General features: G+C 69.7%; 16 protein-coding genes and 1 pseudogene. 6 read left to right on the plus strand and 11 right to left on the minus strand.

Going from position 1 to position 13216, the window contains the following annotated elements:
- The first annotated feature begins 395 nt into the window (after positions 1-395).
- On the plus strand, positions 396-2159 hold the full coding sequence (locus ACIG5F_RS45045) for a BTAD domain-containing putative transcriptional regulator (protein WP_396526408.1): 1764 nt from the start codon (positions 396-398) through the stop codon (positions 2157-2159).
- 12 nt (positions 2160-2171) lie between these two features.
- Here ACIG5F_RS45045 and ACIG5F_RS45050 read toward each other — a convergent pair whose 3' ends face one another.
- Positions 2172-2864 carry an SDR family NAD(P)-dependent oxidoreductase gene (locus ACIG5F_RS45050; RefSeq protein WP_396526409.1) on the minus strand — a complete coding sequence of 231 codons (693 nt, stop codon included), beginning with the start codon at positions 2862-2864 and terminating at the stop codon, positions 2172-2174.
- 86 nt (positions 2865-2950) lie between these two features.
- Here ACIG5F_RS45050 and ACIG5F_RS45055 point away from each other — a divergent pair, with 86 nt between their 5' ends.
- Complete coding sequence (locus ACIG5F_RS45055) at positions 2951-4102, plus strand: nucleotide disphospho-sugar-binding domain-containing protein (RefSeq protein ID WP_396526410.1); 1152 nt, start codon at positions 2951-2953, stop codon at positions 4100-4102.
- 15 nt (positions 4103-4117) lie between these two features.
- Positions 4118-4474: a TcmI family type II polyketide cyclase gene (locus tag ACIG5F_RS45060; RefSeq protein ID WP_396526411.1), complete on the plus strand. Its 357-nt coding sequence runs from the start codon at positions 4118-4120 to the stop codon at positions 4472-4474.
- 21 nt (positions 4475-4495) lie between these two features.
- Here the strand turns inward: ACIG5F_RS45060 and ACIG5F_RS45065 are convergent, their stop codons facing one another.
- The 7 genes from ACIG5F_RS45065 to ACIG5F_RS45095 all read right to left on the minus strand — a co-directional run bounded on the left by ACIG5F_RS45065 (position 4496) and on the right by ACIG5F_RS45095 (position 10457).
- The gene (locus ACIG5F_RS45065; RefSeq protein ID WP_396526412.1) at positions 4496-4927 is read right to left on the minus strand and encodes a DUF1772 domain-containing protein; all 432 of its coding nucleotides are present in this window, start codon (positions 4925-4927) and stop codon (positions 4496-4498) included.
- Between the two features lie 72 nt (positions 4928-4999).
- Complete coding sequence (locus ACIG5F_RS45070; protein ID WP_396526413.1) at positions 5000-5866, minus strand: NAD(P)-dependent oxidoreductase; 867 nt, start codon at positions 5864-5866, stop codon at positions 5000-5002.
- A 4-nt stretch (positions 5867-5870) separates the two neighbouring features.
- On the minus strand, positions 5871-6251 hold the full coding sequence (locus ACIG5F_RS45075; RefSeq protein WP_396526414.1) for a SchA/CurD-like domain-containing protein: 381 nt from the start codon (positions 6249-6251) through the stop codon (positions 5871-5873).
- Positions 6252-6989, minus strand: a complete 738-nt coding sequence (locus ACIG5F_RS45080) for an SDR family NAD(P)-dependent oxidoreductase (RefSeq protein ID WP_396526415.1) — start codon at positions 6987-6989, stop codon at positions 6252-6254. It lies immediately after the preceding gene.
- Between the two features lie 25 nt (positions 6990-7014).
- On the minus strand, positions 7015-8883 hold the full coding sequence (locus tag ACIG5F_RS45085; protein WP_396526416.1) for a BTAD domain-containing putative transcriptional regulator: 1869 nt from the start codon (positions 8881-8883) through the stop codon (positions 7015-7017).
- Positions 8884-9124: 241 nt separating this feature from the next.
- Complete coding sequence (locus ACIG5F_RS45090) at positions 9125-9610, minus strand: MarR family winged helix-turn-helix transcriptional regulator (protein WP_396526417.1); 486 nt, start codon at positions 9608-9610, stop codon at positions 9125-9127.
- Between the two features lie 199 nt (positions 9611-9809).
- On the minus strand, positions 9810-10457 hold the full coding sequence (locus ACIG5F_RS45095) for a hypothetical protein (RefSeq protein WP_396526418.1): 648 nt from the start codon (positions 10455-10457) through the stop codon (positions 9810-9812).
- Here ACIG5F_RS45095 and ACIG5F_RS45100 point away from each other — a divergent pair.
- A complete protein-coding gene (locus ACIG5F_RS45100) occupies positions 10437-11192 on the plus strand; it encodes a hypothetical protein (RefSeq protein WP_396526419.1) in 756 nt (251 codons plus the stop codon). The two genes, ACIG5F_RS45095 and ACIG5F_RS45100, sit on opposite strands and share 21 nt — an antisense overlap.
- Positions 11193-11195: 3 nt before the next feature.
- Here the strand turns inward: ACIG5F_RS45100 and ACIG5F_RS45105 are convergent, their stop codons facing one another.
- The 3 genes and pseudogenes from ACIG5F_RS45105 to ACIG5F_RS45115 all read right to left on the minus strand — a co-directional run.
- Entirely contained in the window at positions 11196-11495 is a 300-nt protein-coding gene (locus ACIG5F_RS45105) for a tetratricopeptide repeat protein (protein WP_396526422.1), read from the minus strand.
- A gap of 530 nt (positions 11496-12025) precedes the next feature.
- Positions 12026-12256: a cation transporter dimerization domain-containing protein gene (locus ACIG5F_RS45110; protein WP_396526420.1), complete on the minus strand. Its 231-nt coding sequence runs from the start codon at positions 12254-12256 to the stop codon at positions 12026-12028.
- Between the two features lie 89 nt (positions 12257-12345).
- A pseudogene (locus ACIG5F_RS45115) lies at positions 12346-12468 on the minus strand (DUF5372 family protein); the annotation flags it as partial.
- Here ACIG5F_RS45115 and ACIG5F_RS45120 point away from each other — a divergent pair.
- Both ACIG5F_RS45120 and ACIG5F_RS45125 read left to right on the plus strand, forming a co-directional pair.
- Positions 12418-12558, plus strand: a complete 141-nt coding sequence (locus tag ACIG5F_RS45120) for a hypothetical protein (protein WP_396526423.1) — start codon at positions 12418-12420, stop codon at positions 12556-12558. The pseudogene ACIG5F_RS45115 and the gene ACIG5F_RS45120 overlap by 51 nt on opposite strands.
- Complete coding sequence (locus tag ACIG5F_RS45125; RefSeq protein WP_396526421.1) at positions 12555-12812, plus strand: IS3 family transposase; 258 nt, start codon at positions 12555-12557, stop codon at positions 12810-12812. Before ACIG5F_RS45120 ends, ACIG5F_RS45125 begins: the two co-directional genes overlap by 4 nt.
- The last annotated feature ends 404 nt before the right edge of the window (positions 12813-13216 follow it).

Raw genomic sequence — 13216 nt, forward strand, 5'->3', positions numbered from 1 at the left:
CTTGATGGCATCCTCGAACGTCCGGTTCGACCGTGCCCGTGTGCGATCCAGAGGCACTCGGATCCTGGTGAAGAAGGCACAAACCCTACCTCCAGGTGTACGCTCTGGAATCTCGCGAGACACGAGTGCAGCCAGGCAGCACCATAAGAAGGGTGCCGACAGGTCTCGATCGTTACGCCGATCGAGGTATGGACTATCCGGGGGGATACATGACTGGGAGCGGCGTCTAGAGGCGTGACGTTTCACCGGGGGGCACTACTTACACCACAGGTTGCGAGCACAAGCAACCGGAGTAGCGCCATTCCCGAAGTCCGTCGTATGAGGCCTGCCAACCTGCTCATTCCGCCCGCCGAACAAGTTCGTTGGGGGGACGAGAAGTGGGTGTACGGTTCCGATTGCTCGGTCCGATTCAGGTGCTGGACGGCGAGCTCGACATCACGCCCAAGGCCGACAAACAGCGGGTTGTCCTGGCGATGCTCGTATTGTATCGGGGCCGCGTGGTGAGAACGGAAGAGCTCATCGATGAACTGTGGGGGAACAACCCGCCCCGCAGCGCGCTCGCCACCGTGCAGACCTACGTGTACAAGCTTCGCAGGCTGCTGCCCAACTCGGGGTCCTCGGTCGAACTGCTGGACACGCTGCCCCGCGGTTACCGCGCCACGATCGCGGCCGAGGACCTGGACGTGGAGCAGTTCGAACGGCTCGCGATGGCCGGCGAGGCGGCGCTGCGTGCCGGGAAGGTCGAGCAGGCAGCCACGCTGTGTGCGGAGGCACTCCGGTTGTGGCAGGGCCCGGCGCTGAGCGACCTGACCACCGGCGCCACCTTGTCTGCGCACGCGACCAGGCTCGCCGAACGCCGGCTGCGCACGCTGGAACTGCGGATCGAGGCCGACCTACGGCTCAACCGGCACCGCGAGTTGATCAGCGAGCTCAAGGAGCTCACGCTCAGCCATCCGCTGCACGAAGAGTTCCATGGCAAGCTGATGTTGGCGCTACACCGGTCCAACCGCCAGCTGGAGGCGCTGGAGGTCTACCAGCGGCTGCGCGACACGATGATCGAGGAGGCGGGGCTGGAGCCGTCGGCCTCGCTCCAGGAGCTGCACCGCACGATCCTGGGCAACACCGCGGTGGCCGGATCGCCCACCCACGTCATCGAGCCGCCCGCGTCGACGCCGATCACACCGGCTCAGCTGCCACCGGACACCGCCGACTACATCGTGAACCGGGACCTGCTGGACCGGGCCGAGCAGTGGCTGCTGCCCCGATCGGGCCCGGGCACCGCGTTGCGGGTGCTCACTGTGAACGGCATGCCTGGGGTCGGCAAGACCGCCTTCGCGGTGCACCTGGCGCACCGGCTGCGCGAGCACTTCTCCGACGGCCAGTTCTACGCCGACCTGAACGGCACCGAGGACAACCCGGCGGAACCGGCCGACGTCCTGGCCCGGTTCCTGCGCGCGGTGGACCGGGATCCCCGCGGGTCCGCACTGGACCTGGCCGAATGCGCGACCGCCTTCCGCAGCTGGAGTTCCGGGCGGCGGGTGCTGGTGCTGCTGGACGACGCCCGGTCCTACGAACAGGTCCAGCCGCTGCTGCCGGGCGACGCCCAGTGCGCCGTGATCGTGACCAGCTCCACCGCGCCGCCGACCCAACCGGGCGCCCGTTCGCTGCACCTGGCCCCGCTGAGCCCGGGGGACGCGATGGCCCTGCTGAACGCCATCATCGGCACCCGCCAGACACCCCAGGAGCGTGCGGCGGCCGAGCTGCTGCTGGCCCGGTTCGGCCATCTGCCGCTGGCCATCCGCTGCCTTGGCGCCCGGCTGCTGGCGACCGGGGTGTCGATCGGCCACCTGCTCGAACAGGTGGACCGGGCCGTCCGGCCGCTAGATCACCTGCGGTTCGGCGATATCGACGTGCGGGCCCGGCTCGATGCCAGCTACCGGCTGCTGCCGGCACAACAGCGGGCCGCCTTCCACAGCCTGGTCGGCGCCGAGGTCGGGGTGGGCACGTCGGCGACCGAACTGGGGACCACCGCGAAGCTGCTGGACGCGCTCGTGGCCCGCAACCTCGCGGAGACCACCGCCAAGGGACACACCGTCGAGTCCCACTACCAGCTGCACCCGGTGCTCAGCGACTACGCCCATGAACGGATTGGCCGCTAGGGCCGCACTCGGTCACCAGGCCGACGGTCGCTGGTGACGCAGCAGGACACCGTTGGGGCCGCCGTCGGGGAGCAGCACGGCGGCGGCCACATCACCGGCGGCCTCGGCCGCCGACCGTGGCGCGTCGGGCATCATCCGGGTGCGCACCCGTCCCGGGTTGACCGCGTTGACCAGCACGCCGGTGCCCGCCAGCTGCGCGGCCAGCATCACGGTCAGCCCGTTCAGTGCGGCCTTGGACACCGAGTAGCCCGGCGTGCGGGGGAATAGGCCGTTCGTGAACGTGCCGGTGCCGCTGGTGACCATGACAACCCGCCCCCAGCCGGCCGCGACCATGCCCGGCACGAACGCCTGGGTGACCTGCCAGGAGCCGAGCAGGTTCACCGCCAGGGTCTCCCGCACCGCGTCCAGGGACACCGAAAGCGGGTCGCTGCCGGCATCCACCAGCACGCCGGCGTTGTTCACCACGGCGTCGACATGCCCAACAACGTCCCTGGCCCGCAGCACGCTGTCCCGATCGGCGACGTCCAGCGGCAGGCCGACCACGTCCGGCCCCAGTTCGGCGGCGACGGCCCGAGCCTGGTCGCTGTCCCGCGCGGTCACCACCACACGCAGGCCCTCAGCGCGCAGCCGGGCGCTGACCGCCCGACCCAGGCCCCTGTTCGCGCCGGTCACCAGCACCGTGCGTGTCACCGTCTGCCTGCTCATCGGCCGATTGTCCATCCACGCGCTCGAGAATCGTTGGAGGACAACAGGTCGAGCGACCTTCGAGCCCGCATGGCGAAGCTGTCGGCATGAAAGTCCTGTTCACTACCTGGGCGTGGCCGTCCCATCTGTACGCGATGGCGCCGCTGGCCTGGGCCCTGCGCTCGGCCGGACACGAGGTGCGGATAGCCAGCCAGCCCGCTCTCATGCCGACCGTCAAAGACCTCGGCCTGCCGGCGATTCCGGTCGGCTCCGATGTGGACACCGCGGCCATGGTCCGGGAGTACCTGTTGCCGCCCGATCAGACGGCGCCGCCGGCCCGCCGGGGTGCGGGCAAGCCGGGTGGGGTGCCGCGGGCGCTGCGAATGCTGCTGGCCCACGCGGAGTCGATGCTGCCCGACCTGGTGACCGTGGCCCGGCGGTGGCAACCCGATCTGGTGGTGTACGACTCCACGAACCTGGCCGGCCCGATAGCCGCCGCGGCGGTGGGCGTGCCGGGGATACGCCACCTGTTCGGCGTCGACCTGATGCGACCGACGCTCGACTTCACCCAGGAACTGCTGGCGCCGCTGGCCGCGCGGCACGACGTGCGGCTCCCAAGGCTGGCCGACGCGGTCACCGTCGATCCGACCCCTCCGAGTTTCCAGGCCGTGCCGGCGCAACCGTTGCTGCGGATGCGCTACGTCCCGTTCAACGGACCCGGTCTGGCGCCGCCGGATCCCGTCCGCACCGACCGTCCCCGGGTCGCCGTCACCTGGGGCCACACCATCGCCAAGGTCGACCCGCTGCGGTTTCCGGTGGCCGCCATCGCCCGCCGGCTCGCGGCCGACGGCGTCGATGTCACGGTCGTCGCCTCGCACAGCCAGCGACCGCTGCTCGGCGTCCTGCCGGCCGGTGTCACCGTGCTGGTCGACACCCCGCTGCACCTGGTCCTGCCCGAGGTCGACGCGCTGGTCCACCACGGCGGTGCGGGCACCGCGCTGACCGCGCTGAGCCACGGCGTGCCGGCACTGGTCGTGCCCCAACTGCCCGACCACGCCGGCTGCGCCGCTCGGGTGGCCGCGACCGGCGCGGGGCGGATCCTCAGCGCCGAGCAGGCCGGCACCGAGCGGTTGACCAAGGAGACGCACGACATCCTGACCGGCTCGGCCGAGCGGGAAGCGGCGGATCGGCTGCGCCGCGAGCTGGTCGAACTCCCCCCGCCGAGCGCACTTGTCCCCGAACTGACCGCCCTGGCCTGACCGAAGGAGATCACCATGCCGCTCGCGGCCATCAGCTACGACATCCGCCCCGGCCACGACCGGGAGATCGGCGAGATCTTCGCCGCGTTCCGGCGGGTCGACGAGTCCGAGGTGCCCGGAGCGCCGGGGACCCGGCTGCTGTCCACCACCCTGTTCCAGCGCGGGACGGTGATGGTGCGGGTCATCGAGTACGAGGGCGACCTGGAGGCGATCGCCCGGCACATCGCCCAGCAGCCGGGAGTGCGGGAGGTCGAGCGCAGGCTGGCGCCGTATCTGTCCGCACCGCGCGACACCGGCACCGTGGACGGATTCGTCGAGACGTTTCGACGCAGCCTGCTTCCGGTCATCTCCCGGCTGTCGACCCAGGACTGACCTCGGACCGGGGTCACGGCGTCAGGCAGCCAGCGCACAGACCAGGAAGGCCGACAGCGCGAGCGCGGTGCGCAGCAGGTGCCAGCGACGCCAGAGCGGACGGGGATCCTGCCAGTCCGCCGGCAACCGGGCCTCGTCCACCGCCTTGACCCGCCGGTTGATCGGAACGTTGCACAGGTGGGAAACCGCCGACACACCGAGTGAGAGCGCCGCGGCGGCGATGTACGGTCCGCGCTGGTCCGCCACCAGCACGGCCAGCACGACCTCCGCGGCCACGGTGCCAAGGACGATCAGGGGCATCGTGGGATCGAAGTTGCGGCCCAACAGCTTGTGCGCGTAGACGTATCGGTCGGTCGGCATCGCGAGCAACGCCGGCAGCACGCTCAGCGCGACGGCGAACAACACGCCGGCCGCGATCCCACTACCCAGTAGCGCCAGGACGCGCAACACCATGACTGCCATCTGAATTCCCCTCGGAAGTCGGCGCCCCTGCCCGGGATCCTCTCGGGCAGGAGCGCCTGGTCGTCAACGCCGGCCACGCACCTCGGCGACGACCGCCGCGTCCTCGTCCCCGCGCCCGGCGGCCACCACGCCCTCATAGACGCTCAGCGCGCTCTCGGTCACCGGCAGCGCCGTGCCGTACGCGCCGGCCTCGGCCAGCAGCGCCCGGAGGTCCTTGCCCATCAACTCGGCGCGGAACGCGGGCGGCCGATAGTCGCGCCTGCGCATGAACTCGGCGCGGAAGGCCAGCACCGGGGAACTCCAGCCGCTGGCCACGACAGTGGCCAGCAACCGCTCCCGGCCCAGTCCAGCGTCCTCCGCGAACTGGACCATCTCCGCCAGCGCCGCCGTCTGCACGCCGAGTAGCAGGTTCAACGCGAGCTTGAACGCGCACGCGCGACCGAGCTCGCCGAGGTGGGTGACACTGTCGCCGATCGCGTCGAGCACCGCCCGCACGTTGTCCACAGTGGACTGATCGCCCGCCGTGAAGACCCGCAGGCAACCGGCGTGAGCCATTTGCGGATTCCCGACCACGCAGGCCTCGACCCTGGCGACCCCGCATTCGGCCAGCCGTGCGGACGTCTGTCGTGAGAACTCCGGCGACACAGACGACGTGTCGACCACGATCGTGCCGGGCCGCCGTCGCGACAGCACCTCCGCCAGCACCTGATCGACTGCCTGCTCATCGCTCAGGCTGAGCAGCACCACGTCGACGGTGTCCACGGCGGCGCCGACGGATTCGGCCACCCGCGCCCCGAGGTCGGCGAAGGGCGCGGCCTTCGCCGCGGTGCGGTTGAACACAGTTACGTCGAACCTGGCCGCCAACAGCGCCGTGACCATGCCGGCGCCCATGCCGCCGAGGCCGACAACGGCCACCTTCTCGCCGGCCATGCCGTCACCCGCCCGCGGGCAGGTCGGCCAGGGACAGCTGAGAGACACAGCGCATCGTGGCGTCCGCGAAATACGCCTGAAAGCCGTCCGCTGTGGCGGTGTCCCTGCTCTCCGCCAGAAAGGGAGCCAGCGCCTGCTCCAGCAGGTGCACGCCGCGCTGCTGGGCCATGTGCCCGGCGACCGCGGCGAACTCGCCCTCGTAGTGGATGATCCTGACCAGCACGTCGTCCTTGACGAACACCGCGGTGCCGAGCAACTTGCCCACCTGCTCGCCCTGGTCGTTGACGAGCGTCGGGCTGCTCACCCGGCGGAAGCCGGCGAAGATCTGGGCGATCTCGTCCTCGTGACCGGGCCTGACCCGGTAGCTGATCGCGGCGAACGGCATTCAGATTCCTCCATCCACGTTGAGGGTTGTCCCGGTGACGAATCGCGCGGTGTCACCGGCCAGGAACAGCACAGCGCCGGCCACGTCCTCGGGCCTGGCCAGCCGACCGAGCGGGGTGGCCGCGGTCAGGCGCTGCCGCACCACGGGCGGCAGTCCGGCGCCCGGCTCGGTCTCCGTGACCCCGGGCGCGACCGTGTTGACCCTGATCTCACGGTCGCCGAGTTCCTTGCACAGTCCCCGGGTCAGGCCGATCAGTCCCGCCTTTGACGCGGCGTAATGCGCGCCGGACGGCCGACCGCGCAGCGCGGCGGCGGATCCGACGAACACGACGGAGGCGCCGTCGACGAGCAGATCCAACACGGCCTGGGTGACCAGGTACGCGCTGGTGAGGTTGTGGTCGATGACCCGGTGCCATTCGTCGTCGGCCAGCGTGCCGAGCGGACTCCGGCCGTCCACTCCGACATTGCCGACCACCACGTCGAGCCGGCCGAGGTGTTCCCGGCAGCGCCGCGCCAACTCCGCGACGCCGGCGCGGTCGGTCACGTCGGCCCGTGCAACCAGGTGCTCGCCACCGAGCCGAGCCAGTTCGCCCGCCAGGTCGTCGGCGTCGACGCCGTCCGTATGGTGGCAGGTCACCACCCGCGCGCCAGCCGCGGCGAAAGCGAGCGTGATTGCTCGCCCGATGCCCCTGGTGCCTCCGGTGACCAGCACCCTCTTGCCCAACAGTCCTTGATCCACGCGTCCTCCCCCTGTTTCGCTCCGGTCAGCCGACACGCGCCTCGGCCGGCCGCGTCGCGTGCGGAGTCAGGTCGTCCCGCTCCGGCCCGGAAAGGGCCCGGGCGGCGATGCGCACCAGCGCCGGCAGCTGGTAGCGGAAATCCGTGCCCGAGTCGTCCGGGGTGACCTCGGCCAACTGGAACTCCACCAGCTGTTCGAGCAGGGCCTCCGCACAGCCCTCGTTGACGTCCATCGCGGCGGCCATCGCCCTGGCGGACACCGCGTTCGCGCCGTGGTCGGCGAGCGTCCGCAACACCAGCTGACCGGCCGACGGCATCGCCCGATAGGTCTGCCGCACGCTGCTGGCCAGGTCCAGCTCGTCGGCGGACAGTTCCAGGATCCGGCGGCGTTCGTCCCGGATCTGGTTCACCAGCCGCCGGACCGACCAGTGCGGCCGCAGGTCGAGACGGCTCGCCGCGGCGCGCAGGGCCAGCGGCAAGCCCTCGCACAGCCGGACCAGTTCGGTCACCGCCTCGCGCTCGGCGGTGACCCGGTGCGCCCCGCGGACCCGGCTCAGCAGATGCACGGCCTCGGACGGGTCCAGCGCCGGCAGCTCCACCACGGCCGAGATGGCCTGGTCGGACAGGGTCCGCCGGCTGGCGACCAACACGGCGCAGCCGGCGCCGGTCGGCAGCAGGGGAAGCAACTGGCTCCGGCTGACCAGATCGTCCAACACGATCATGATGGCCCGCCCCGCCGTCCAGCGTCGGAACATGCGGCTGCGTTCCTCCAATGAGGACGGCACGGCCGCACTCGGCACGCCGAGCGTGCGCAAGAAGCCGCCCAACACCTCCTCCGGCGCGGCCGGGACGTCGTCCGGTCCGACCAGCTCCGCGTAGAGCTGACCGTCCGGATAGGACTCGGCAGCGCGGACAGCCGCGTGAACACAGAACGCCGACTTGCCCGAACCCGGGCCACCGACCGCGACCACCACCGGCGGCGTCTTGCGCCCCGTCGTGGTCAGCGCGTCCAGCACCGTTGCCAGCTGCGCCTGCCGGCCGACCAGCTCCGGCACGTCAGGCGGGAGTTCCCGCAACGGAGCCGTCGTGGCCGCGCCGACGACCGGGGCAGGCACCTCGATGCTCGGGTCACCGGTCAACATGGCCCAGTGCAACTGGCGCAGCTCCGGTGTCGGCTCCAGTCCGAGCTCGTCGGCCAGTGCCTTCCTCGCGCGCTGGTAGGCCTGCAACGCTTCGGTCCGGCGACCCGACCGGTAGAGCGCGAGCATCAACTTGGCCTGTAGGCCTTCCTGGGTCGGGTGCTGGGCGACGATCCCGCTCAGCTCGCTGATCAGCTCGTGGTGCCGGCCCAGCTGGAGTTCCATGTCCACGCGCAGTTCCAGCACTCGCCTGCGGATCTCCTCCAGCCGGACCGCCTCCACGCCCAGCGTCGGCCCCAGCGCGACATCGGTCAGCGCCGGGCCCCGCCACATCGCCAGCGACTGCCGCAGCGTCGAGGTCGCGGCCACCAGCTCGCCGGCGGCCGATTCGGCCCGGCCACGCTCGGCCAGCTGTTCGAACCGGATCATGTCCAGCGCGTCCGGCGCGATGCTCAGCCGGTACCCGGTCGGCGATGTGTGCAGGCCGATGTCCTGCTCGGGGCCGGCGTAGCCGATGCCCTTGCCACCGGCGAGGTTGAGGAGTTTGCGCAGCTGGTAGATGTAGGTCTGCAGGGTGGTCATCGCGCTGAACGGCGGATGATCCTCCCACAGCTCGTCGATGATCTGGTCGACGGACACCACCCGGTTGGCGTGCGCCGCGAGCAGCGCCAGCACGTGCCGCAGCTTCGGCGCGGTCGGCGTCACGATTTCCCCCTCGTCCAACACCTCGAGCGGGCCTAACAGATTGATCCGCACGTCGTTCACCACCTTCGTGTCGTTGTGGTGAGGAGCGCACACGCACCGGGCCGGCCATGGCCACGGAGCGGTCGATGGCGTCATCTCCCGACGCCAGGACACGCGGCGACGTCACCCCCCTTGTCCCCCAGCGACGGTCACACGGTTGCCGCTGGACGACCCCCCGAACTCAGTTCGACACTCTCCATGGGTGTTCGACCGCCGCTCGTGTATGAATCGAGCGGTGCTCGTCAGCGGTCGATCAGCGCCACGCCCGAGCCGGGGCATCCTCCCGCAATCGGACCGTGTGCTCCCGGATCAGCCGGGTGGCCTCGATCAGATAGCGTCGGATGGCATCCCGCTCCCGGTCGTCGAACTGGCCCTGCACCAACTCGTCCACCGCGCGTCGCAACGGCTCGAACAGCCACGTGAACCGGTCCTCGACTCCGTCGGCCGGGGTGAGCAGCACTCGCCGCCGGTCGGCCGGATCGCGCACCCGGTGCACGAGGCCCAGCCGCTCCAGGCGGTCCACCACGCCGGTCACGCACCCGGTGGTCAGCCCCGACGCCTCGGCGAGTCCGCCCGCCGTCAACGTCGTCGGCGCTCGAAGCAGCAGATCGAGACACTTGTAGTCGGATGCGGAGACGCTGAGCACCTCACCCGCCGCAGTGTGCAGCAGGACCTGGGCGCCGCTGAAGTCCCGGCTCACCGACCCGAAGTCGACTTGTTCCTCCGCTGTCAACCACACATTCGCCCCCATTCTCCGCGACTGTCGCGACAATGGTGGCCACGCCCGCTTGAAGGCCGATCCAGGCCAGCCGAACCGCCTGACCGCCGAGGTCACACCGGCCACAGGCCTCTACGCACGGTCGACCACCGACCCGCACGGACACCCGACGATCCGCCCACTCGGCCCGCCGGTCGACGCCTCCTGCATCGTGACCGGATCACCACCTACTGATAGACGGCTCCCTGAATTCTGTAGGGCTCGGCGCACTCGCCGCCCCGCGCCGTCGCGGTCCGCAGCGACCGAACCGCACGGCATGGCGGACCCGGCTACTCGAACCGCGCGAAGTCCTGGCACGCGCCGGGCAATCCGCTGGGCGGTGTCCACCGACACCGCCGACTTGCCCACCACGCGGCGCTGCCGCCGCAACAGCGGCGCGGGTGTCCGCACTGCCGTCGCGAGGAGGCTTGGGTCGACCCCATCGGCGTCGAGACGTCCCAACGCTCAAGAGATGGATATCCCCGAAGTCGGCCGCGTCCCCATAGGAGGTGGCGAACAGCAGCCGCCCGGTGCGGACATGCTCGCACTGCAGCCCCAGCAGGCCGGGCTCGTGCGACGCCAGGTCGCCGCGGGCAAGACGCGCGAACTTTGCTCCGTCGACGTCGACCACCTCGTGGGCCCAACTCGGCCATGCATACCGCATGGGTGGCACTGAGGTAGCCAGTCCCGACGACGGCGGGTCTGCCCTCGCGCCAGCTGGTCGGCGCGGTCGTCCACGGCGAACGACGCGACGGCGCGGCACCGTCTTGTGTCCCTCCGCCGGCAAGTCCATCCTCGACACCCACGAATGGCTCCACGCCCAGGACATCGACGCCCGCCCGGAGGACAACTACCGCAGCATCATCAAAAGCCACCGCCAACCGACGTCATCCTCCGCCTCGCCGACCGCATCGCCACCCTCAACGGCACGATCGGTGCCCTGCTCGGTCATCACCGCCGCCTGGACCGACGCCCGCTGGAGCGAACTCACCGGCCTCTGACCCACAACGTCCACCTCTTCGACGACGATACCGGCTACATCGTCATCGACCCCGACACCGGCACACTGCACGAATCCGCCGCCGGCAAGCTCTGGCTCGGCCCACCCAAAACCGACGAATCCGCCCGCACCATCAGCCTGCCCCCATTCCTCGTCCGCCTCCTCCGCGCCCACCTCGCCACCCACCACCACCTACACGTCTTCACCACCTCCGACGGCGCCCTGCACCGTCGCAGCAACTTCACCCGCCGCGCCATGCGCCCCGCCGCCGACGGCGACCTCCACCTCAAGACCCCGATCCTCAAGCTCGCCGCCATCGCCTCCGGCCTCACCTTCCACGGCCTCCGCCACAGCCACAACACCTGGATGATCGAAGACGCCATCCCAGAAATCGCCCAAGCCCTCCGCCTCGGCCACATCATGGAAGACCGCGTCCGCGAGACCTACTCCCACGTCGCCGCCGCCGTCGAAGCCCGCCTCCTCCAACACCTCCAAGACCGCTGGGACAAGGCAGTCCTCAACTCCACCAACGAGTTCGACGCCGACTGGCGAGCAGCCGCCTAAGAATCAGTCTCCCGATATCTTGGGATCTACCGCGTAGATCGCCGCCAAACGGCGACGCACCTGCTCGATCCGATGGTCGCCGACCTGCTCCAGGATGGCCAGCGACTGCTCCCAGGATTCCTTGGCCTCAGCCAACTTCCCGTCCTCGTGCAGCACACTGGCCAGCTCGTGCAGCGACCACGCCTCGCCCGGACGCCCACCCGACTCCCGGAACAACCGCACTGCACCACGGAAGCAGTCGGCAGCCCGGTCCAGCCTGCCGAAGTGCCGCTGCGCCCTGGGTTGGCCATAGCGGCACCAAATCCGGCGATACGGAACGCCGTACCTGCCGGGTAGGTCAGATGCGCCAGCGTGGACGCAGGAGAATCAACGCGAAGAAATCCCCGGCCGGGTGACATAGGTCTGGAGCAGAATCCTGACCCTGTTTGGCGGGAATCCTGACCCCTGCTCCAGATTTGCTCCAGACGCGGGTATCACTGTCCACTTAGGACGAGGAGCGAAGATCGCCCCCAGTCCTGGTTTACACAGGCCAGGGGGCGTATCCGAATTTAATTCAATTGTGGAGCTGAGGGGACTCGAACCCCTGACCCTCACACTGCCAGTCTGATTTGGACAGTGGCCTTGAACTGCGGAAACAGAGAATCCACACGTCAAACCCGTTGCGGTCACTGCACTTGAGTGCCGTACAGTGCGGTTCAACGTAGGTTCAACACACATCCCTGCTCCAGTTTTGCTCCAGACGATCCAGTGTGAAGCGCATGCAATCCCTTGTCCCACAGCGTACTCCGGTCGCGGCCTCGACGCGACTCAGCGCGCGCCAGCATGCGATGGCGTCATCGTTGCTCCATACGTGCCGATGGCGCCACCAACCATCCAGCCAAGATCAACGGTGCTGCGCGAGGGTGCCGTGCGCCGACGGGTTCGGTCTGGACAGTGGCGACGACCAGCCGGGGCACGGAGTGCATGAGTTCGTGCTCGACATCGTGCGCGATGCGGTGCGCCTGCTCGACGGTGAGCGTGGCGTCGACGGGGGCCGACATGCCACTTGACACCTGCATGGACATGGTTTTCGGCACGTACAGGGCTGGGCTCCTCGCTGGTCGATCAGATCGGCCAGAGCGAGCAGTCCCGCGATGGTGAACGGACACCGTCCCGCAGCGACCACCACGAACGGGTCGGCCTGGGCCGCGTCGGTCCAGCCTGCAGGCAGGGAGAACAGCTCGCCGTGCTCGTCACGCAGGTGGACCCGGTCCTCGCCCCAGTTCTGGCGGTGCACGACGAACTCGAACTCCTGCCCGAACAGCGGGTGGAACGGGTGCGTCACCCGCACTCGTCGGTACCGATCATCCGGATCGGGTGTAGTTGACGACGCGCTCCAACGCGCTCGCGGAGAACCTGTGGTCGACCATCAAGACCGAGCTGATCTACTGGCCCGGCAACACTTTCGCCACTCGCGCTGAGGCCGACGCGGCGATCTTCCGCTACATCGACGGCTGGTACAACCCCCGCCGCATCCAGCAAGGGTTCGACGGGCTGTCCCCCGACGAGTACGAGGAGGCATGGGGTATCCAGCAACAGACCGGACCGGCTAGGATCCCAGCAGAGTCGGACGAATCCTGATGACCACGTCTCCGGCAAAGCGGGGGAACCTCAGGCAGGCGGTAGGTGGACCGCTGGCCAGGCGATGGACAGGCGCTGGACGGGCGCTGGGCAGGCATCGGAGGCCGCTGAGCGGACACCGGGCAGGGCGCTCTGGGCAGGGGCTGGGTGGTGGGGGACCGGATCAGTCCGGTGCCCCACCACCCGATCTATGTCGGCGGACACGGCCTGGTGCGGCGGCCCGAAGGGCGCCGGGCCAGGGGGGCTAGCGCCAAGGCCGTGTAGTTAGGCGGTTGTGGTGATTGTCAAGGGTCTGCCGGGGTCAGGATATCGATGCCCACGGTGGCCTTGTAGCTGGTCCGGTCGATGTTCGGTCCTCTGGCCTGGTATTTGGAGATGGCCCGTTTGACGATGCGTGGGCAGAC

Origin of the sequence: Kutzneria sp. NPDC052558, assembly GCF_044547355.1 — a bacterium.
Classification (GTDB): Bacteria; Actinomycetota; Actinomycetes; order Mycobacteriales; family Pseudonocardiaceae; genus Kutzneria.